This is a genomic window from Ferrovibrio sp., assembly GCF_019636075.1.
GTDB lineage: Bacteria > Pseudomonadota > Alphaproteobacteria > Ferrovibrionales > Ferrovibrionaceae > Ferrovibrio.
On record NZ_JAHBYG010000019.1, the window covers coordinates 17,821 to 36,275 of the forward strand.

General features: G+C 65.6%; 20 protein-coding genes. 2 read left to right on the plus strand and 18 right to left on the minus strand.

Annotated elements, in window-relative coordinates; genetic code table 11:
• Positions 1-2: 2 nt before the first annotated feature.
• From KF827_RS09845 to KF827_RS09920, 16 genes are all read right to left on the minus strand, one after another.
• Positions 3-344 (minus strand): DUF952 domain-containing protein, encoded by a 342-nt coding sequence (locus KF827_RS09845; RefSeq protein WP_291004237.1) that lies wholly within the window; start codon positions 342-344, stop codon positions 3-5.
• A gap of 16 nt (positions 345-360) precedes the next feature.
• Positions 361-789, minus strand: coding sequence for a 3TM-type holin (locus KF827_RS09850; RefSeq protein WP_291004240.1), 429 nt, complete (start codon positions 787-789; stop codon positions 361-363).
• 9 nt (positions 790-798) lie between these two features.
• A complete protein-coding gene (locus KF827_RS09855) occupies positions 799-1,239 on the minus strand; it encodes a cell wall hydrolase (RefSeq protein WP_291004243.1) in 441 nt (146 codons plus the stop codon).
• Positions 1,236-1,553, minus strand: a complete 318-nt coding sequence (locus tag KF827_RS09860) for a hypothetical protein (RefSeq protein WP_291004246.1) — start codon at positions 1,551-1,553, stop codon at positions 1,236-1,238. The genes KF827_RS09855 and KF827_RS09860 overlap by 4 nt, the downstream gene beginning before the upstream one ends.
• Positions 1,554-1,571: 18 nt before the next feature.
• On the minus strand, positions 1,572-3,125 hold the full coding sequence (gene terL / locus KF827_RS09865) for a phage terminase large subunit (protein WP_291004249.1): 1,554 nt from the start codon (positions 3,123-3,125) through the stop codon (positions 1,572-1,574).
• On the minus strand, positions 3,115-3,441 hold the full coding sequence (locus tag KF827_RS09870; RefSeq protein WP_291004252.1) for a hypothetical protein: 327 nt from the start codon (positions 3,439-3,441) through the stop codon (positions 3,115-3,117). Before KF827_RS09870 ends, terL begins: the two co-directional genes overlap by 11 nt.
• Positions 3,442-3,520: 79 nt before the next feature.
• Entirely contained in the window at positions 3,521-6,004 is a 2,484-nt protein-coding gene (locus KF827_RS09875) for a hypothetical protein (protein ID WP_291004255.1), read from the minus strand.
• A gap of 15 nt (positions 6,005-6,019) precedes the next feature.
• Positions 6,020-6,481 (minus strand): hypothetical protein, encoded by a 462-nt coding sequence (locus KF827_RS09880; RefSeq protein WP_291004258.1) that lies wholly within the window; start codon positions 6,479-6,481, stop codon positions 6,020-6,022.
• On the minus strand, positions 6,481-8,400 hold the full coding sequence (locus KF827_RS09885; protein WP_291004262.1) for a hypothetical protein: 1,920 nt from the start codon (positions 8,398-8,400) through the stop codon (positions 6,481-6,483). Before KF827_RS09885 ends, KF827_RS09880 begins: the two co-directional genes overlap by 1 nt.
• Positions 8,400-8,969, minus strand: coding sequence for a hypothetical protein (locus KF827_RS09890; RefSeq protein ID WP_291004265.1), 570 nt, complete (start codon positions 8,967-8,969; stop codon positions 8,400-8,402). The genes KF827_RS09885 and KF827_RS09890 overlap by 1 nt, the downstream gene beginning before the upstream one ends.
• Before the next feature lie 198 nt (positions 8,970-9,167).
• Positions 9,168-9,437 carry a hypothetical protein gene (locus KF827_RS09895; RefSeq protein ID WP_291004268.1) on the minus strand — a complete coding sequence of 90 codons (270 nt, stop codon included), beginning with the start codon at positions 9,435-9,437 and terminating at the stop codon, positions 9,168-9,170.
• A 43-nt stretch (positions 9,438-9,480) separates the two neighbouring features.
• Positions 9,481-10,299, minus strand: coding sequence for a phage capsid protein (locus KF827_RS09900; protein ID WP_291004271.1), 819 nt, complete (start codon positions 10,297-10,299; stop codon positions 9,481-9,483).
• Between the two features lie 232 nt (positions 10,300-10,531).
• A complete protein-coding gene (locus KF827_RS09905) occupies positions 10,532-11,317 on the minus strand; it encodes a hypothetical protein (protein ID WP_291004273.1) in 786 nt (261 codons plus the stop codon).
• 11 nt (positions 11,318-11,328) lie between these two features.
• Complete coding sequence (locus tag KF827_RS09910) at positions 11,329-11,574, minus strand: hypothetical protein (RefSeq protein WP_291004276.1); 246 nt, start codon at positions 11,572-11,574, stop codon at positions 11,329-11,331.
• On the minus strand, positions 11,571-13,268 hold the full coding sequence (locus KF827_RS09915; protein ID WP_291004279.1) for a portal protein: 1,698 nt from the start codon (positions 13,266-13,268) through the stop codon (positions 11,571-11,573). Before KF827_RS09915 ends, KF827_RS09910 begins: the two co-directional genes overlap by 4 nt.
• An 8-nt stretch (positions 13,269-13,276) precedes the next feature.
• Positions 13,277-14,026, minus strand: a complete 750-nt coding sequence (locus tag KF827_RS09920) for a hypothetical protein (RefSeq protein WP_291004281.1) — start codon at positions 14,024-14,026, stop codon at positions 13,277-13,279.
• 225 nt (positions 14,027-14,251) lie between these two features.
• On the opposite strand from KF827_RS09920, the gene KF827_RS09925 reads away from it, so the two are divergent.
• Both KF827_RS09925 and KF827_RS09930 read left to right on the plus strand, forming a co-directional pair.
• Complete coding sequence (locus tag KF827_RS09925; RefSeq protein ID WP_291004284.1) at positions 14,252-15,016, plus strand: helix-turn-helix transcriptional regulator; 765 nt, start codon at positions 14,252-14,254, stop codon at positions 15,014-15,016.
• A 5-nt stretch (positions 15,017-15,021) separates the two neighbouring features.
• A complete protein-coding gene (locus KF827_RS09930) occupies positions 15,022-17,883 on the plus strand; it encodes an ATP-dependent DNA helicase (RefSeq protein ID WP_291004286.1) in 2,862 nt (953 codons plus the stop codon).
• Here KF827_RS09930 and KF827_RS09935 read toward each other — a convergent pair.
• Positions 17,834-18,100 (minus strand): type II toxin-antitoxin system RelE/ParE family toxin, encoded by a 267-nt coding sequence (locus KF827_RS09935; protein ID WP_291004288.1) that lies wholly within the window; start codon positions 18,098-18,100, stop codon positions 17,834-17,836. The two genes, KF827_RS09930 and KF827_RS09935, sit on opposite strands and share 50 nt — an antisense overlap.
• A 68-nt stretch (positions 18,101-18,168) precedes the next feature.
• Complete coding sequence (locus KF827_RS09940; protein ID WP_367273133.1) at positions 18,169-18,387, minus strand: ribbon-helix-helix protein, CopG family; 219 nt, start codon at positions 18,385-18,387, stop codon at positions 18,169-18,171.
• Positions 18,388-18,455: the final 68 nt, after the last annotated feature.

An 18,455-nucleotide genomic window follows, 5' to 3' on the forward strand; every position in this document is an offset into this window, starting at 1 on the left:
GCTCAATCCAGCGGCGGAAACATATGCACGCCATCCTGGCCCAGCGGCAATGGGCGGATGCTGTGCACCTGATCGGGCCGCAGGCTGGCATAGAGATGCGGAAACAGATCGCCGCCGCGCGCCGGTTCCCATTTCAAGGCATCGCCCAGGCTTTCGGCCTTTATGCTGAGCAGCAGCAGATCGGCGCGCCCGGCGCGATGTTTGGCCGCCGAGGCCGCCACCTGCGCGGCAGTGGAAAAATGCATGAAGCCGTCGCGCAGATCGTCGGGCGAGCCGGCGTAAGAGCCGCTTTGCAACGCCGCCTGCCAATCGGCCAGGGCGGCCATGTGATAGATCATGGTCATGGGCCGGACTTGTAGCTTATTTCACCCGGCCTGTCGCCTTTTCCAGGGTGCGCAAACCGGCCATGCCGAGCATGGCAAGCACAAGTTCGATCAGGTTATCGGTCAGGATACCCGGCGGTTGCAGGCCCGGCGCCCAGAGCGCTGCGGCCCATTGGAATATCGGATGCCCGATATAGGCCCAGGCCACGCCGGCGGCGCAGACCCAGCCCACAGCGGGCCGCCAGCCGGCGACGAAAATCGAGCGATGCGCCGCCTCGATCTTGTTCAGTTCCACCTGCAATTCACCCGGATGCTGGCGCAGCTTTTCCAGCACCGCCTCGGCCTGGGCACGTTCGGCATCGGAGGTGAATAATTTATCGAACACGTTGCCAATCGCCTCGATGGGGCTGGCAACGCCGCCGCCAGCCAAGGTACCACCCAGGGCACCGATCAATCTGCCGAGCATGGCCGCCTCCTATGCGATATGATCGTAAAACACATGCCGGCCGATCCGCGCGCAGGGCTCGTGCCCGCGCGCCCAGCCGGGCAGGATATCCGCCGCGTGGTAATGCGTGGCTCCATGGGTGGGATCGGGCAGCGCGCCGGCCAGCGCCAGACGCGCGATGCGCAAGGCGGCGGCGAAGCTGTTATCGATGGCGCCCACGCGCAACAGCTTGTCGCGGTTCGGATCCCCGGCATTCCAGCAGGAGAATTGCCAGGGCCGGAGGCAGACCTCGACGATATCGCGGCCCCACCAGCCCGGCCGCCGCGCGCGGTTGACGATCACGGCGGCCACCGCCGCCATGCCGGCCTCGCCCTCGCCGCGCGCTTCGCCCCACAGCGTGCGCGCCAGCACGTCGATCTCGCGCTCGCGGGCGGCATGGCCGGCCTGTTCGCGTTGCCGCGCCGGGGTCATGACCGCATGCCATATTGCTGCAGGCTGGCCTGATCCAGCTTGGTTTCGATGCGCAGCAGATGTTCGGTCAACCGGGTTTCCACATCCTTCAGCAGGCCGATGGAGGCATAGGTCTGCGCCACTTCCAGCTTGTAATCGGCCAGCGCGGCACGCAGGGCATGGATCGCCGTGCGGCTGTCGCGGTTGGCATTCTCCAGCGCGCGGCTGCAATCGTCGCGCTGGCGCTGTTGCAGCCAGAACAGCCCGGCCAGCGCCGGCAGTTCCACCGCCGTGAGCCACCAGGCGAGGTCGATGGTGAAAAGCGTGGCAGGCATGGGAATATCCTTCTCTGTCTAGGGGGTGAAATCGCTATCGGCATTGAAACCGCCGCCGCCCGGCCGCCAATCGCGGCGCCGTGCCCTGGTTTTCGCCTGTGCGCTCAGCCGCACCGGTTCGCTGAGCAGACAGCCGGCCACCGCATCCAGGCCATCGTCGCGGCCCTGGGAAATGCCCGGCCGCCATTCGCGCATCTCCACCAGGAAGGGCGAAGCCAGCACGCTGTCATGGGCATGGATGGCGCCGGCCGCCAGCGGCGCATCGAAGGCGGCAAGAATGCGGGCTGCCTTGGCCTGGCGGCTGTTGCATTCGATCACCGCGGCACCCGGCCAATCCTCATCCGCTGCCAGCGCCAATTCGCGCCGCAGCAGCCCGGGCAGGAATTTGCCCAAGCCGTTGCTCTCGATCCGCACGGCGGGCAGATGCAGGTCGCGCAGAAAACCCACCACCTGGCGGCAAAGCTGGGTGGCCGCATCGGTTTCCTCCAACCGGCGCGGATCATGCTGCAGATAGGCCACGCGATGCAGGAAATACCCACCCTCGCCATCGCTGAACATCGCCGCGATCACGCTGCCATCGCCCTTGCGCGGCGTGCCATAGGCCGGATCCCACCAACACGAGGCCGAATGCATGCGGCGTGCGCCGATGCTGAGCTGCCAATGCCCGCCGGCCTGATGCAGCGCAATCTCGTCGCCATAGGGCCGCAGCAGATCGGGATTCAGCCGGCCATCTTCGGCGGCCGTGGGCTGCAACAGCATCTGGCTGGCGAATTTCGCCGGGCCGGAGCGTTTGCGGATGGTTTCGATCCGCTTGAGCGAAAACCGCTCGGGCCAGCGCGACCGCCCCTGTTCATCCACGATCGGCAATTCCAGCCGCTTGAAGCCATCGAGGAAAGGCGCATCCTCGCCGATCTCGCGGCGCGGCGTGGTGGCATAGATGCTGTAATAGGTATGCGGCGTGCCGATATAGAGCTGCATGCCGGTGGGCACCAGCACATAATCGATCTCGCCCAGGCGCTGGCGCAATTCCTCGCGCTTGGCCTGCGAGGCCGCCGTACCCGGCACTTCCACGTCGTCGCACAAAACCACATCGGCGCGGCAGCCGGTGATATTGCCGCCCAGGCCGCGCGCCAGCATGGAGGGATCGCGCAGTTCCAGCACGCGGTTGACGGTGAACTGATCCGCCGCCCATTGCTCGCGCCTGGACGGCTTGAGGCCCGCCGTGAGCGGATGGCGTTCGAGGATGCGTTTCACATTGCGCACCATCTTGCGTGCCAGGGCCTGTTCGGCGGCCAGCACCAGGATGCGCAGATTGGGATCGCGCAGCAAAAGCCAGGCGGCGAACAGACCCACCAGGCTGCTCTTGCCGGCATCGCGAAACACCAGCAGCAGCAATTCGCGGTCGCCATTGCGCCAACATTGCTCCAGCCAGTCGAGGATGCTGAGATGCAGTACCGGCGTGGTGAGGCCCTGGCGCTGGTTCCACACATGCACGAAATCCGGCAGCGATACCGCCCGGGCCAGCTTCGGCGGCAGATTGCGCTGCGATGGCCTTGCTGCATCAGAGGTCATCGGGGCCGCTTTCTTCGCTGCCGAGCGCATGCTTGCGGGCCTGGCCGAGGATATCGTGCAACGCCGCCTCGTCGATTTCAGGCGCCGCCGCTTCTTCCGCATCGGGGCCGCTGGGTTGCGGCAGCAGCCGCTTCACCGCCACGATATGCGCCAGCAAGGCACGGAAGGCGCCCTGGCGGGCCACTTCCGCCTTGTCGCCGTCATTGGCGCTGGCCGGCAGATCCTCATACACGCGCAGCACATCGTTGGCCTTGCGCAGCGTAACCGCCTGAAAGCGCCGGCCGAACCGCACGGCCTCGAGATGATCGGCATACATGGCGATCATTCCCCGGCGGTCTGCGGCTTGGGATTCTTCACCGGCTTGTCGCCGGGCTTGATCGGAAATGCGGCCATGATCAATTCCTCCATTGCAGCCACACGCCATGCAGGCGCTGGGATTTGCCGTTGTGGGTTTCGAAGCGCCATTTCATGCTACTGCCGGATGGCTGGCCCGACAGATCCACGGTGGCGGCGAGGATGTTGGTTGCGGCATCGAAGCTGCCCTCGTCGCTAAGCGTGCCGCTACTCCAGGTGGTGCCGTTGTCGCGGCTCACCTTGATGATGGCATCGGTGTTCAGCGTCACGCCGTCCACCGGCTGATGCAGCAGCACCACGCGGGCTTCGGCGGGCACCATCTCGGCCGCGAAGGCCGTGCTCACCATAACCACATCGGCGCCGCTGGTGATGGCATGGAATTGCAGCTCGGCCACGCAGAAGCGCTGATCGCCGCTGCCGATATTGGAGGTCAGGTGGATGCGGTGATAGCGATAGGCCGCGCTGGTATTGATGCCCGACGTGACATCATGCACCAGCTTGGTGGCACTGTCGGTGAGGCTGCCGGTATGCAGATCGGTCCAGCTGGAGCCGTTATTGGAGCCCTGCAGCTTGATGGTGATGGTGCCGCCATCCACGCCGTAACCCTGGAAGCCCACATCGCTGGCCGATACCACGCGGAAGCGGGTGACCGTATGGCTGTTGCCACTGCCCCAATCCTTGCCCAGCAGCAACGGATCGGATGGCGAGGCCGAACTGTAATAGGCACCGGCGGAATAGGTTTGCGTTTCGTTGGCATCGAAAGCTGCCGCCAGGCCGCCGCCCGAGGTGGCATTGCCGATACTGCTGCCGCCGGAAATCACGCCTTCCAGGGGATTGTGATAATAATCCCCGGCGGCATCGTAGGTGGCGCCGCCGGCCGAGCCGATGCCGGTGCTGTCTTCGAATTCATCGGCGATGCCATCCACCATGTTGAGCAAAGACCAGCCGGCATCGATCTGGTCGCGCAACGTATTGATGGCGAGATTGCGTTCGAGGAATTGCAGCCGCGCTTCGAACACCGCCGGCACCGCCACCCATTCGCTGTCGTAATCGCTGCCCGAGGCCTTGGCGAGGAAATAGCCGCTAGCGCCGCCGCTGGGCACGCCCGCGCCGGCCGGACCTTGCGGGCCGGTGGCACCCGTTGCACCCATGGCGCCGGCGGCACCCGTGGGCCCGGTAGCGCCGGTGGGGCCTTGCGGACCGGTAGCCCCGGTGGGGCCCTGCACGCCGGCCGGGCCTTGCGGGCCGGTGGCGCCGGTGGCTCCCGTGGCACCCGTGGCACCTGCGGACCCGGTGGCGCCGGTGGCGCCGGTATCGCCCTTGGCGGCCAGCAGCGCCCAATAGGTGGGCGAGCTTTCCGGCGCATGATCCGTGCCGGCCTGCAAGGCGATATAGGCCGCGCCATTGCGGCCCACCGCATCATCCACCGCATAGGCCGTGGCCGACGACCAGGCGCCCTGCCATTGCAGGCCCTTGTCGCCCTGCACGCCTTGAATGCCCTGCACACCTTGCGGGCCCTGCTCGCCCTGTTCGCCCTGGGGGCCGATGCCGCCCTGCGGACCGGTGGGCCCCTGTTCGCCGCGCCCGAACGGCACGCCATCGGACCAATCGCCTGCCGTGCCGGAGAGCTTGAAATACAGATAGCCGGTATCGGTGGCCAGATAGCTGAAGCCATCGGCTTCCGCGTCGTGGCTGGCACGGCCGGCATACAGACCCACTTCATCGGGGGTGAAGCTCTGGCCGGCAATGCCCTGCGGCCCCTGAATGCCCTGGATGCCCTGGGCCCCGCCCGGACCCTGAATGCCTTGCGATCCCTGCGGCCCCGTGGCCCCGGCCGGACCCGGCACGCCTTGCGGCCCCGCCGCGCCCTGCGCGCCCTGCGGACCGGTGGCGCCGGTGGCACCTTGCACGCCTTGCGGACCTTGCGCGCCGGTAGGCCCGGTGGCGCCCTGCGATCCTTGCGGACCCTGCGCGCCTTGCGGGCCGGTGGGACCGGCAGGCCCCTGGGCACCCTGCGGCCCCGGCGGGCCCTGGGGCACATCGCCCTCGCCATAGAAAGCCGGCCGGCCATCGGCATCGAAGCCCAGCAGCTTGCCGGCACGGTCGCCATAGGGCAGCGCCAGATCCGCCGCCGGCACCGTCAATCCCGCTTCATGCAGGCGCAGGGCGCGGCTGGCCGAATCATCCACCTGCTGCAACAGCAACGCGATGCGGTCGAGTTCCTCGTTCAGCGCGCGAGCGCGGAATTCGCCGCCCTCCACGAAATCGGTTTCGCGCTTGATCGCCATGCGGCGCGCCGCCGTGATGCGGCTGCCGGAGGCCGGCGCGGTGGCGAATTGCAGCACCGCCCCGGCGCTCTGGTTGAGATTGCCCACGCTGAAACCGATGCCGCTGGGCAGGGCGTCGATCCAGACCAGCAGGTCGGCGGCGGCCAATACGGGAAACGGCAGGCTGAATTCGGTCTGCAAGCCGTTGGCGATGAATTGCGCACGCGGCGGCGCGGCGGAAACGATCAGGTCGGTCATGGGGGATCCTTTCGCTTACGATGTCCGTGTCGGATTCGTTTGGCTGCGCTCATAGGCATTCAGCCCGGTGCGGACCAAAGAGAGCAGGCCATTGGTGGTGGCTTCGCGCTGGCGCAGCAGGTTGATGCGGCCGGCGGCATCGAAATTGGCAAGCTGGTCGTTATAGCTGCTGGCCAGCCGGCTGCGTTCCTGCTCGCTTTCCGCCAGCAGGTTGTTCATCAGCGCACCGGCCGAGCCATCGCCGGAAACCCCCGATGCCGCGAAAGCCGCGCGCTGCGCCGCCTGGCTGCGTGCCAGACGATCCTGACGCTCTTTCTCGGCATCGGCATATTGGCGATCCAAAGCCTGCTTCTGCTGCGCCTGGGCGGAAGCCTGGGCCTTGGCCTGAGCGCTGGAATTCGCCATGCCTGCAACGGTGCTGACGGCACTGCTTGCCAGCGTAGCCCATAACAACGGTGCTGCTGAAATTGCGGCCATTATTCGGTTCCTTTCAGTTCGGTGTAGACGGAAAGCAGGGTGAAGGGTTGCGGCGCCGCCTGGTCGATGCGCCAGAGCGGTTTATCGACACCGCGCACCCAGCCCAGGCCGCGCATTTCGCGGTCGCCGGTGAACGGCACCGGGGCTGCATCCAGCGCGCCGGTTTCGCCGAAGCGGGTGAAGGCCAGGGCACGCGGGCCATTGCCCATATCCACCAGCAAAGCCGCCGTATCCTGCAGGCGGAACACCGCGCGGATCAGCCGCACCGGGCCGGATTGCGCGATGGCATCGCCGCCGATCTCGGCCGGCAGCGGCTCGATCTCATGCTTGAACGGCAGGCCCACTTCGATGCTGCTGGCCGCGCTGGCCAGGCTGAGCATGCCATCGACGATGCCGTAGCTGCCGCGATCGATGCCATCGGCGCGCACCCGCACGCTGCGGCCTTCCAGATGCTCCAGCCCGCCCCAGACGGTTTTCGGATCATTGCTGCTGCCGCGCCAGGCGGCATCGCAGAAACAGGCTTCATCCAGGCATTCGAGATACAGACCGTTCTGGCGCTGCACCAGCACATAGATGCTGTCGTTCAGCACCGCCACGGCACGGAAGGCGCCGTCGGTCTGCAATCTGGTCCAGGCCAGGATCTGCTGGCTGCGGAAATTGGTCTGCACCGCCAGGCTGCCATCGCCCATCGGCAGCAGGATCAGCTTGCGCGTGGCATCGTAATCCATGCCGCGCGGATCGTTGAACAGATGCGGCACCAGCAAAGCCATATCCTCGGCGGAATAGGCCTGGTCGAGATCGGTATAAAGGAACTGCCGCAAACCGCGCCCATCGCGGGCGATGAACATGGTGGCGCCATCCACATGGCAGGGCGGAATGCTGCGTTCGATCTGCGAGCCGATGCGGGTCTGGCGATCGACACGCAGCTTGGCCGGCGTGAGCGGCTCGCCGGTGATCATCCATTCGGCGCCGGCGGTGAACAATTGCAGATGCCGCCCGGCCACCACGGCGCGGATCGCTTCCACCTGATCGGTGAGCAGGGAGAATTCGATCGACTCGTCGTCCAGCGCGGTGCCGAGATTGAAATTGGTGATATCGGAGGTTTTCGACATCCAGACCCGGTTGGGCAAATCGCGCGAGCCGGCGAAGATCAGCCGCTCCTGGAACAGCGTCACCGCCACCGGCCAGCCGCGATGATCGGAAAACGCCTGCTCCTCCCAATCGCGGGTGGACGCGGCATCCACCAGGGATTCCTTGGTGGTGGCGGTGGCCTGGGTGGCCGAGCTGATGCCGGTGATTTCCACTTCCTTCTTCTTGATGCGGAAGCGGGTGCCGATATGCGCGTCGGTGAACAGATCCTCGGATGCGGTGAGCGTGATCGTGCCGCTGGTGGAAGACGGCGTCAGGGTCACGTCTTCCTTGGCGAATTTGAAACTCGGCACGCGCTTGATGCCGCTGCCATCCTCGATCTTGAAAGCGAAGCCGGCGATATCCCAATTGTCATGCGCGGTGCGGGTGAGGCGCTGCGGCGGAATATCCGGATGGCAGATGAACAGCGTATCGGCGCTCTGCACCCAGCTGAGCTGGCGCACCTGATCGGCGGACCAGGGCGCGGCCACGATGGCGGCCAGGGTTTCCTGGTGGAACACCCGGATCTCGCCTTCGATGAACAGCAGCAGATAGGTCTGCTCGGTGTTGAAGCGGAAGGTGACCAGCCGCGCGCCCTCATCCTCGGAATCGGGCAGCATGGCCACATGGCGCAGGCCGGGCCGTCGGGTGACGCCTCCGGTGGGCCGGATCAGCACGTTGCGCAGCTTGGCGGCGCCGTTGGCATAAGCCGACAGATCGGGCCGGCCGAGCAATTCGGCGGCGATTTCGCCGGCAGTGAAATTGTTCTTGAACGCGCGCAGCCTGGCCATCACAAACGCGCCTCCACCAGAGTGAAATCCTCGATGCGGCCGGGCTCGCCCTGCTGCGCGTCCACTGCCTTGGCGCGGCGGAATTCATCCTCCGACAGCTTGAACAGCAATTCCGCGCGGCTGGTGCTCTCGGTCAGCGGCAGGCAGAATTCCGCCGCCAGGCGCGCGCACAGCGCCTGGTCGAAGAAAGCCGGAAACGAGGCTTCGTCGGGCCGCAGGATATAGGTCAGCGTGATCTGCTCGGCATTGGCATGCAGGTTGCCGGCCACGATGCGATAGCCGATGCCGCGGCCGCGTTCGGCGATACCGGCCGACAATGCGCGCAAGAAATCCGGCGGCAGCTGGAAGGCATGGGAGAAATCGGCGCGCGGCGGCGCGACCAGGCGCGCCAGGTCGGTCTGCGCGGTGGCGAAACGCCAGGGATAGGCAGACAGCAGCGCATCGCGGGTGGCCGGATAGACATGGCGCGCCACTTCGGCTTCCACGCTGCCATCATCGAAAGCGCTGATCGGGCGGGCGGCCAGCGCCACCAGGGCCCGGCTGCAAAGCTGAACGGCGTTGAGCGCCATGGCTGGAATCCTTTCATTGTCGTGCGGGCAAGCTCCCCGGGTGGGGTGCCCCGGCGGCGGGGAAAACCGCCGGGACACCCAGGCCGGCGCGGGGGAGCACGCGCCGGCCGGGCCGCCATGACACGCATCCCGGGTTTCGGTGATGGCTGCGCGCGGCCCAAAACGCGCGCAGCGGTCAGGCGGGCGAAGGCAACCGGATCAATCGGTATCCGTGCCGCCGAACGCGGTGAGATCGGCGAGATCCACCACGCCGCCGCTATTGGAGGCGACCACGAAGATGCCATGCGCCGGCGAGCCGCCGGTGGCGCAGTTGGCGAGGATGAAGTCGCCGACCCGCAGCATCTCCACGGCCGCGTTGAAATAGCCGCTGGTATCCACGGTGGCCGCCGTGTCGGTGGTGGTGTAATGCCAGAGCGTGAAGCCGTTGGCGTAGCCGAGCACGCTCAGATTCTTGGCCTGGTAAGCCATGACGATGTCTCCTTCTTGCGGATGTTGGGGAGGGGTGGCGGGATCAGCTTTCGAGGCAGCGGAGCGTCACCACGCCGGTGCCGTCGATCAGCGCGGCGCCCTGACTCATCATGTTGTTGATGAACAGGGCGGCGCGGTCGCCATGCCAGGAGATGTCGGATTCCACATCCTTGCCCGAGGCATGACCGAGCGCGGTCTTGTGATACCAATGGCAGAACCGCACATTGCCGCTGAGCGTGAGGCCGCTATGGGCGATCCACAGCGTGCCCAGCCATTGCTTGGCCTGGGCGCCCTTCCAGGGCAGGTTGTCGTCGCCCACGTAATCCGCATCGGCGAATTCCGGGATGTCGAGCAACTGGCTCCACTGGCGCCAGCCGATCACCGCGGTGCGCTGGCCATCGTCGGGCACATCGGCGCCGCCGAGCAGTTCGAACGCGGTGAGGATCTTCGCCTTGGTGAGACCATCGGCATTGCCGCCGGCATAGTTGGTGGAACTGTCCAGCGCCTTGATGATCAGCTCGTCGGTCTTGCGGCCCAGCGCATAGGCGCCGGCATTCACGATCACGTCGCGCTCGCTATGGCCGACCTTGATCTCGTCGAGCGCATCGAGCCATTCGCCGGCATAATAATCCTGCAGGGCGCATTCCACCGAGCCGTGATCCACATTCATCACCGGCACCTTGCCGTGCCGTGCCTTGGTGGAGGCGCTGCCCTTGCCGACCTTCTGGAAGGTGGTGGAAGCGCCCTTGATGTCGCCCTTCGAGCGCACCGTGGGGCGCAGCTTGGAGCCGAGCCGCTGATAGGCATTGTGCACGTCCTTTTCGAACTGCCGCACAAAGCCGGTTTCGATATTGGGAGTCATGTTGGGGTGTCCTTTTCGAGTTGCGGGAATGCGTTGGGTGCACTTCGCCCATCGCGTTCTCCGCAATAGCGGGCGCGTCTGGAGAGGCATTCGGTTCGGGGAGCCGCCCGGCCCGGAGAGGCGCGCGGTGGCCTGGCGCCGGGTTATCGGAACGGAAATGCAAAAGCGGGAGAGGCTGCCCGATATCCGGCCGGTTCATGCGCCGGCCGGATATCGGGCCTGGGGCGCGCGATCAGCCCGGATACAGCCTCCGGAAACCCTGGGTAACCTTGTCGAGGATTTCGGGGTCGCGACGCTTCCAGTAGCGCGGGTCTTGCATCAGCTTGACCAGCTGTTCCTCGGTCAGCGCCTCGTCCGAGCCGCTGCCTTCGGCACGCCGCAGCGTCGGCTCGCCGGATTTCATCATGGCTTCCAGCGCGATCACGCCCTGGGCATTGCTGGCCAGCGCCGCGAAGGTGCTTTCCGGCAGATTGGCGCGGCCCCAGATTTCCAGGCTGCGGGCGACTTCCCGGTAGCGCGCCGGGCCGCCGAAATGCTGTTCCAGCTTTTCGCGTTCGCTGCGCGCGCTGAAGCCCGATACCAGATCGTCGATCTGCGGCATCACATGATCGCAGGCCAGGTCGTAGACCAGCTGGGCCTGGGCGGGCGTGAAGCCGGCCGCATGCAGCTTGGCATTCACCTCGGGATCCACATGCAGTTGCGGATGGCGCAGCTGGATGCTGTAGCCATCGGGCGCATCGGGCACGCCCAGCGCACGATGGAAACCGCGCAGGCCATCGGCGTCGCCCTCGGCGGGCAGCCGCACCATGCCGGCCATGCGGCGCTCCAGCGACAGGTAGGATTTCAGCAGCTTGTCCACCTGGATCGCGCCGGTCTGCGGGTCGCGGAATTTCGCCGGCACGGCATCAATGCCTTCGGCGGCGAGGCCATCGGCAACCGGCGGAATGGCCGCCGGCTGCGCTTCATCGGTAAGCAGGTTCTGGGTCATCGAGGTCGGTCCTTTCGGTTGCGTGATCATGTTATGTTCTTTCAGTCTTCCGCGATCCGGGCGAGTTGCGTGCCATCGCGGCCGCGTTGCATCAGCGCCTCGATATGGGCCAGCAGATGGCGCTGGCCTTCGAGATGCCGCAACTCGGCTTCCGGGCAATCCGGCGCCAGCCGGCGTTCCACGGTGATGCGCCGTAAATGCCCGAGCAGCCTTTCGCCCTGCGGCGTGCCGAGACAGCGCGCGGCATCCAGCGCCAGTTGATCGGTATCCACCGGCCGCGCGGTCATGCCGCACCTTCCATCATTTGCTGCAAGGCCGGCGCAGCCTGCTGCAGCATCGGCGCCAGCGCCGCCATCGGATCGGCCCCGATCTGCTGCTGCTGCTGCTGTTGTTGTGGCGGCTGAGGATCGGCGGGTTGTTCGCCGGCTTCGAGCAGGAATTCGCCGGGCACGCCGAGCGTGCGGCCGAGCCAGCGCGCCACGGCGGTCTTGTCCACCACCGCATCGGCGGCGGGGCCCAGCGCCTTGATCTGCTCCAGCCACATCAGGATGCCCTGGATGTCGGCCTGGCTTTGCACGCGCGCCAGCGGCGATTGATACGCCAGCTTCACCTCGCGGCCATCCAGGGCGAAATCCGGGATCTCGCCGCGCCGCTGCAGAATCTCCACCACGCGGTCGATCAGCGGGGTGAGGAATTCGCCTTGCAGCCGGCCGAACACCGCACCCAGCAACCGGGCCATTTCGGCGGCGCGTTCCAGCACTTCGGTGGCGCTCATCTTCGGTGCCGCCACCTGGCCCAACCGATCCACCAGCAGCGCATGGCGGATGCGGCCGCGCAGATCGTCGAGCACCAGTTGCGAGATATCGAAACGGCCCGGCGCGGCCAGCGGCGTAAGGCCCGACGAACCCACCGCCTTGGGAATGATGGCGCCCGGCACCAGCTTCACATTGGCGGGATTGAGCACGCCATCGTCATCGGCCTGCCAGATCCCGGTGACGGCGATGGAGGCATTCTTCAACACCAGTTCCACCACCTTGTTGGCGGTCTTGATATCGGGCAATGCCTTCATCACCGGCGAACGGCCATACACATCGCCGGCGGCCTTGATCCAGCGGAAGGCGATGAACGGCGAGCGTTGGAAACGGCCGCGTTCCAAAAGCCCGCCTTGCAGCAGGCCGCCTTGCATCAGACTATCGGCTTCGGCGCCATCCATGTCGTCTTCCAGCAGCGCGATGAAATCATAGCCGGCGGCGGACCTGCCGCCGCCTTCGCGCGGCAACACGCATTCCAGCACGCCGATGCGGGTTTCGCCGTCGCTCTGCTTGCCCAGCCTGGCCACCACGGCGGCCGCTCTGGGATAACGCGCCAGCAATTGCTGCGGGCTGAGCCGGCGCTGCCGGAAAGCCACATCCAGCCGGCCGCTGGGGCCTTCTTCCAACACCACATCCTGGATCGGCACCGCCGTGAAACGCAGCACCGAGGGCGCACCGAGTTCGGCTTCTTCCACCGCCAGGCAGGCGGTGCCGGCGGTTACCAGATCGAGATAGCATTGATGCGCCGCCACAGCGAAATCGGAGCGGTCGATATGATTCTGCGCCCGGGCCGAAGCGCGATCCAGCAGGCTGGCGACCTCGCCCTGCATATCCGGCGCAATCTCCTCGCCCGGCTGAAAAGCGAACCAGCGCGACCAGGGCGGCGTCAGCTGCGCCAGCAAGCTGGCAGCCAGTTGATCCACCGCATCGGCGGCCGTGCCATCGAACAGCGTGTCGGCGCGGCGGCCCGGCTGGTTATGGCTGCCCTGGCGACCGGACGATCCCACGCCATGCTGTTCGGAAGACAGCGGCAAGGTGTAGTCGAAGCAATCGCGCCAGCGGGTTTCCCAGGCCGAACGCGCCGCCTTGGCCTTGCGGAACCGCTCGCGCAGGTCGGTCGCCTGCGGATCGGCAATGTTGGCATCGGACATCGGGGGAAGGGTTTGCATGATCGGCCTCATTCGCCCAGCAGCGTCTTACGGGCTTCGGCGCTGCCACCGTCGTTGCCGCCGGAGACGCCGCGATAGGAGGTGGCGATGGTTTCGCCCTGGGCGCGGCGGCGGCGTTCCCGCGCGATACGCTGCGCCTCTTCGTTGGGATCCTCGGGCTGCACCACCGGGGCTGCCGGAATGGGTGCCGGCGGCGAGGGGCTGCTGAAAATTCCGCCCATGATCTGCCTCCATCTTTCATGCCAGGCACGCAGCCGGCTGTTATTGATCCGCCAGGGCTGCCTTCCACCGGCTTGCAACCGGGAAGACAGATTTTGTTCCTGATATGTACTTTTATAATTGGATCGAATTCCTTCGTCAAGGGAAAACTCTCTTAGATAGCAAAAAAGTTTCCATGGTGTTCTAATTGTATAATCCTGTAATCCTATAAGACGCTTCACCACCTCCACGCAGGTGAAAGCCACGGGCGGCGCCGGGCGTTCCGGCGGCATGCGCGCCTCCACTGTCAGCGCCATCCATCCGGCGCGGCGAAACGCAGCGGCCAGATCGGCTTGGCTGGGAAAATCGACCAGGTCGAGAACCAGCCGTTGCGACAACGGGTCCAGCGCGATCCAGCCGGCCCGGCTCAAACCGTAAGCAAAACAATGGCGGAATCCCGGCTTCAACAGACGTAAGTATTTGATCCTATTTTGTTCTGAAAACACCACCACAACCCGCCCAATGCCCTGGTTTGCATAAGGCAGATCGGCCCATTTCATCTTAATGGGATATTTAGATGGTATTGAATCACCTAATAAGGGTATCATTTGACATGGATGTGGCATTTTCGGTGCAGTGGGGAGGTTTGCGTTTAACGGGGAATTGCGATCAGTCTGCTACTTTTTTTATATGTTGTAATATTAACCTGTATTGTTCTCATGTCAAACACTATTTTGGTGCATATTCCTGTAGCCAAAACGGCTACTCTGTGGGACGATGTTCCCATGTTAACCCATAAAGCGATTTGGACCGCGATCGATGCCCTGGCCGAAAAGCATGGTCTGACTGCCTCCGGCCTGGCCCGCAAGGCGGGCCTCGATCCCACCACCTTCAACCGCAGCAAACGCGCGGCGCGGGATGGCAAACAGCGCTGGCCATCCACCGAGAGCATTGCCAAGGTGGTGGAAGCCACCGGCACCACCATGGCCGAATTCCTGGAAGTGCTGCTGGATAGCAGCGCCGGCGGCCGTGGCTCCGCCTTCCGCATCCCCACCGTGGATTTCCTCTCGCTCAATGGGCCGGAACAGCAACCCGGCCAGCCGGCATTGCCGGGCGACCCGGAGCGGCTGCGGGCATTGTTCGATCCCGCCGGCCTGCCGATCCGCCAGATCGATCCAGCCAAACTTGATGCGGCCAAACTTGATACAGCCAAGCTTGAAACAGCACGCAGTGCGGAATCCATCGCCTGGGATCTGCGGCCGTTTCCCGGGCTGCATGACGACCGGAGCTATGCCCTGGAGCTGAATACCCATGCCTTCGAGCCGCTCTATCGCCTGAACGCGGTGCTGATATTGTCGCCGCGCGCCGAAATCCGGCGCGGCGACCGCCTGCTGGCCGCCACCGTGGCCGGCGAATTCCTGCTCTGCGCCCTGGTGCGCAAAACCCTTACCCGGGTTGAAGTGTCGGATCTGAACAAGCCCGACCAGGAGCGCAGCTTCGATACATCGGAAATCGCCTGGCTGCACCGCATCGTCTGGGCCACGCAATAACCGCCATGGCAGACCGCCCCATGCTCGATAGCGCATTGGCGCGTCTGCCCGTGTTGGTGAATGACGGCGTCGCCGCCATCTGGTGCGATCCAGGCCCGGATGGCGCGCTGGTGCCCGAACGGCTGGAGGCGGAAGCCGCCGGCCGCCGCGCCCGGGCCACGCCGCCGATGCTGGTGCATGGCCGTGCCACCGCCGCGCGGCTGGGGCTGAATCCGTTTCCGGCCTTCGACCTGCTGGACCTGTTCGCCTTCTGCCGGCCGGCGCGCTTCTGCCTGCCCACCGCGCGCGGCCTGCTGGAAGCATTGCAGATGCCGCTGCCGCAGGATGCGCTCGCGCTTGCCGCCAGCCTGCCGCGCGCAGCGCGCCGGCTGCTCGACGACCTCGGCCGCCTGGATGGCCGCGAGAAACGCCGCGCCTTGCGCATTGCCGGCGTGATGCAGAATGCCGGCTGGCCCTGGGCGCTGTATTGCATCGAGGCCATGGCGTCACGGGATGGCGGCGAGGCGATGCCGGCGCGCATCGGCCTGGATGTGTGGAACGAATTGCCGGAATGGGCGGATTTCGCGCCGCCGCCGCCGCCCGACACGCAATCGGTCAGCCCCGCCGAGGCGCGCGAACGTTTGCAGCGCCTGCTTGGGCCGCAAGCCGAAGACCGCGATGCCCAGGCCGATTATGCCGCCATCACCGCCCAGGCCTTTGCACCGCGCGCCGAAATCGGCATGCCCGAACTGGTGTTGAGCGAAGCCGGCACCGGCATCGGCAAGACCCTGGGCTATATCGCGCCGGCCAGCGTATGGGCGGAAAAGAATGGCGGCAGCGTGTGGCTGTCTACCTATACCAAGAATCTGCAGCGGCAATTGGATCGCGAACTCGACAGGCTGTATCCCAATCCAACCGACAAGGCCACCAAGGTGGTGGTGCGCAAGGGCCGCGAAAATTACATCTGCCTGCTCAATCTGGAAGATGCCGCAGGCTATGCCGCCAGCAACGCCGCCGCGCGGCCGGCCGACAGCATCGCGCTGGGCCTGGTGGCGCGCTGGGTGCAGGCAACGCGCGACGGCGATATTGCCGGCGGCGATTTCCCGGCCTGGATCGCCGATCTGCATGGCCGTGGCCGCACGCTGGGCCTCACCGATCAGCGCGGCGAATGCATCCATGCCGCCTGCCCGCATTATCGCAAATGCTTCATCGAGCGCGGCCTGCGCCGGGCGCGGCGCGCCGAGATGGTGATCGCCAACCATGCCCTGGTGATGATCAATGCCGCGCAAGGTGCGCAGGACGACGACGACGGCAACCGTCCGCTGCGCTATGTGTTCGACGAAGGCCATCACCTGTTCGATGCCGCCGATGGCGCTTTCGCCGCCCATCTCACCGGCCGCGAGGGCATGGAATTGCGGCGCTGGCTGCGTGGCCCGGAAGGCCCGCGCCGTAGTCGCGCCCGGGGCCTGGCCGCCCGCATCGGCGATCTGGTGATGCATGACGAAGCCGGGCGCCGCGCGCTGGATGCGTTGGTGGAAGCCGGCCGCGCGCTGCCCGGCGAAGGCTGGCTGACCCGGCTGGCGGAAGGCAATGCATCCAGGGAAGAGAAAGCCTGCGAAGGCGAAGCCTTTCTGGCGCAGGCGCGGCTGATGATCCTGGCCCGCAGCCCGCAACCCGACAGCCCCTATGGCCTGGAATGTCCGACGCGCGAAGCACCCACCGCGCTGCTGGATGCGGCGCTGGCCTTCGCCAATGCGATCAGCCGCATGCTGTCGCCCGCGGCCCAGCTTGCCAAGGCGCTGGCCGCCAAGCTGGACGACGATACCGCCGAACTGGATTCCGCCCAGCGCGGCCGGCTGGAAGGCGCGCTGCGCGGCCTGGCGCGCCGCAAACAAACGTTGGAAGCCTGGCGCAGCATGCTGCTGGCCTTGCAGACCGAAACGCCTGCTGATTTCGTCGATTGGTTCGCGCTGGAACGCGAGGCCGGCCATGATGCCGATCTCGGCCTGTATCGCCATTATCTCGATCCCATGTTGCCGTTTGCCGATGCGGTGATGAAGCCGGCCCATGGTCTGGCGATCACGTCTGCCACCTTACGCGATCTCGATGCGAAGCAGAGCGAAGCCGCGCCCGAGCAAAGCTGGCACAGCGCCGAGATCCGCTCCGGTGCGCGCCATCTGCCGCTGCCGGCGCGGCGCGCGAGTTTTCCCTCGCCGTTCGATTATGCCGGTCGCACGCGCATCTTCGTGGTCACCGATGTGCGGCGCGACGACATGAACCAGGTCGCTGCCGCCTATCGTGAATTATTCATGGCTGCCGGTGGCGGCGGATTGGGATTGTTCACCGCGATCTTCCGGTTGCGCGCGGTACAGAAACGCATCGTCAAGCCGCTGGCCGACCAGGGCATCGCGCTTTATGCCCAACATGTCGATCCGCTGGATAACGCCACCCTGGTGGATATCTTCCGCGCCGAGGAGCATTCCTGCCTGCTGGGCACCGATGCCATGCGCGATGGCGTGGATGTGCCGGGCAGCGCGCTGCGGCTGGCGGTGTTCGACCGCGTGCCCTGGCCGCGCCCGGATCTGTTGCACAAGGCGCGCCGCAACGCCTTCGGTGGCCAGGCTTACGACGATCTGCTCACCCGCCTGAAGCTGAAGCAGGCTTTCGGCCGGCTGCTGCGCCGCGCCGATGATTACGGCGTGTTCGTGGTGCTGGATGCGCAATTGCCTTCGCGCCTGCTCTCGGCCTTTCCGGCGCAAGTGGATGTGCGCCGCATCGGCATCAAGGAAGCCGTGAGCGAAACCCGCGCGTTTCTGCAGGGCATGCGGGGAGCGAATGTCAGCGGTAAACTTCGCGGCGATGGGCAACCCGCAGAATCAATATCGTGATGCGCTCATCTTCGATTTTACATACCGCGCGATAATCGCCGATACGATAGCGCCACAAACCTTGCAGCGGCCCGGCCAGAGCCTTGCCGTATTGCCTGGGATTATCGGCTGATGCGATGCGGCTCTCGAAATAATCCACAATGGCTCGAGCAGCAGGGCGGCCCAATTTGCGGGCTTCTTTCAGCGCCCGCTCGTCCCATTCGATGTGCCAAGCCACGCGATCTGTCAAACTGTTCCGTTACTCAGGTCATTCCGTTGCTCAGGTCATTCCGTTACTCAGGCCCATCAGCCGTCCAGGCCCAAGGCTTTCTTTGCTTCCGCCATTGAAACACGCCGCGCCGGATGCTTCAGCCGGCGTGCCGCTGAATCGGCATCCTCCAGATCTTCCAGATAGCGCTGCACGGCTTCACGCACGATACGGCTCTTCGGCTGACCGGTGCGACGCTTCTGCGCTTCCAGACGGCGCTGCATATCGGAAGGCAATCTTACGGCATACATGTTCATGCTTCATATATAGCGCAGCCGCCATCCTCTCGCCACTCCATTTCATGCCGCCGCCCCTTGCCGCCACC

Bases quoted from the DNA above. Each gene is read 5' to 3' on its own strand.
- KF827_RS09850 (WP_291004240.1), bottom strand. From the start codon at position 789: ATGCTCGGCAGATTGATCGGTGCCCTGGGTGGTACCTTGGCTGGCGGC.
- KF827_RS09915 (WP_291004279.1), bottom strand. From the start codon at position 13,268: ATGCAAACCCTTCCCCCGATGTCCGATGCCAACATTGCCGATCCGCAG.
- KF827_RS09925 (WP_291004284.1), top strand. From the start codon at position 14,252: ATGTTAACCCATAAAGCGATTTGGACCGCGATCGATGCCCTGGCCGAA.
- terL (WP_291004249.1), bottom strand. From the start codon at position 3,125: ATGACCTCTGATGCAGCAAGGCCATCGCAGCGCAATCTGCCGCCGAAG.
- KF827_RS09880 (WP_291004258.1), bottom strand. From the start codon at position 6,481: ATGGCCGCAATTTCAGCAGCACCGTTGTTATGGGCTACGCTGGCAAGC.
- KF827_RS09900 (WP_291004271.1), bottom strand. From the start codon at position 10,299: ATGACTCCCAATATCGAAACCGGCTTTGTGCGGCAGTTCGAAAAGGAC.
- KF827_RS09885 (WP_291004262.1), bottom strand. From the start codon at position 8,400: ATGGCCAGGCTGCGCGCGTTCAAGAACAATTTCACTGCCGGCGAAATC.
- KF827_RS09870 (WP_291004252.1), bottom strand. From the start codon at position 3,441: ATGTATGCCGATCATCTCGAGGCCGTGCGGTTCGGCCGGCGCTTTCAG.
- KF827_RS09940 (WP_367273133.1), bottom strand. From the start codon at position 18,387: ATGAACATGTATGCCGTAAGATTGCCTTCCGATATGCAGCGCCGTCTG.
- KF827_RS09890 (WP_291004265.1), bottom strand. From the start codon at position 8,969: ATGGCGCTCAACGCCGTTCAGCTTTGCAGCCGGGCCCTGGTGGCGCTG.
- KF827_RS09895 (WP_291004268.1), bottom strand. From the start codon at position 9,437: ATGGCTTACCAGGCCAAGAATCTGAGCGTGCTCGGCTACGCCAACGGC.
- KF827_RS09855 (WP_291004243.1), bottom strand. From the start codon at position 1,239: ATGACCCCGGCGCGGCAACGCGAACAGGCCGGCCATGCCGCCCGCGAG.
- KF827_RS09920 (WP_291004281.1), bottom strand. From the start codon at position 14,026: ATGAAATGGGCCGATCTGCCTTATGCAAACCAGGGCATTGGGCGGGTT.
- KF827_RS09845 (WP_291004237.1), bottom strand. From the start codon at position 344: ATGACCATGATCTATCACATGGCCGCCCTGGCCGATTGGCAGGCGGCG.
- KF827_RS09860 (WP_291004246.1), bottom strand. From the start codon at position 1,553: ATGCCTGCCACGCTTTTCACCATCGACCTCGCCTGGTGGCTCACGGCG.
- KF827_RS09930 (WP_291004286.1), top strand. From the start codon at position 15,022: ATGGCAGACCGCCCCATGCTCGATAGCGCATTGGCGCGTCTGCCCGTG.
- KF827_RS09905 (WP_291004273.1), bottom strand. From the start codon at position 11,317: ATGATCACGCAACCGAAAGGACCGACCTCGATGACCCAGAACCTGCTT.
- KF827_RS09875 (WP_291004255.1), bottom strand. From the start codon at position 6,004: ATGACCGACCTGATCGTTTCCGCCGCGCCGCCGCGTGCGCAATTCATC.
- KF827_RS09910 (WP_291004276.1), bottom strand. From the start codon at position 11,574: ATGACCGCGCGGCCGGTGGATACCGATCAACTGGCGCTGGATGCCGCG.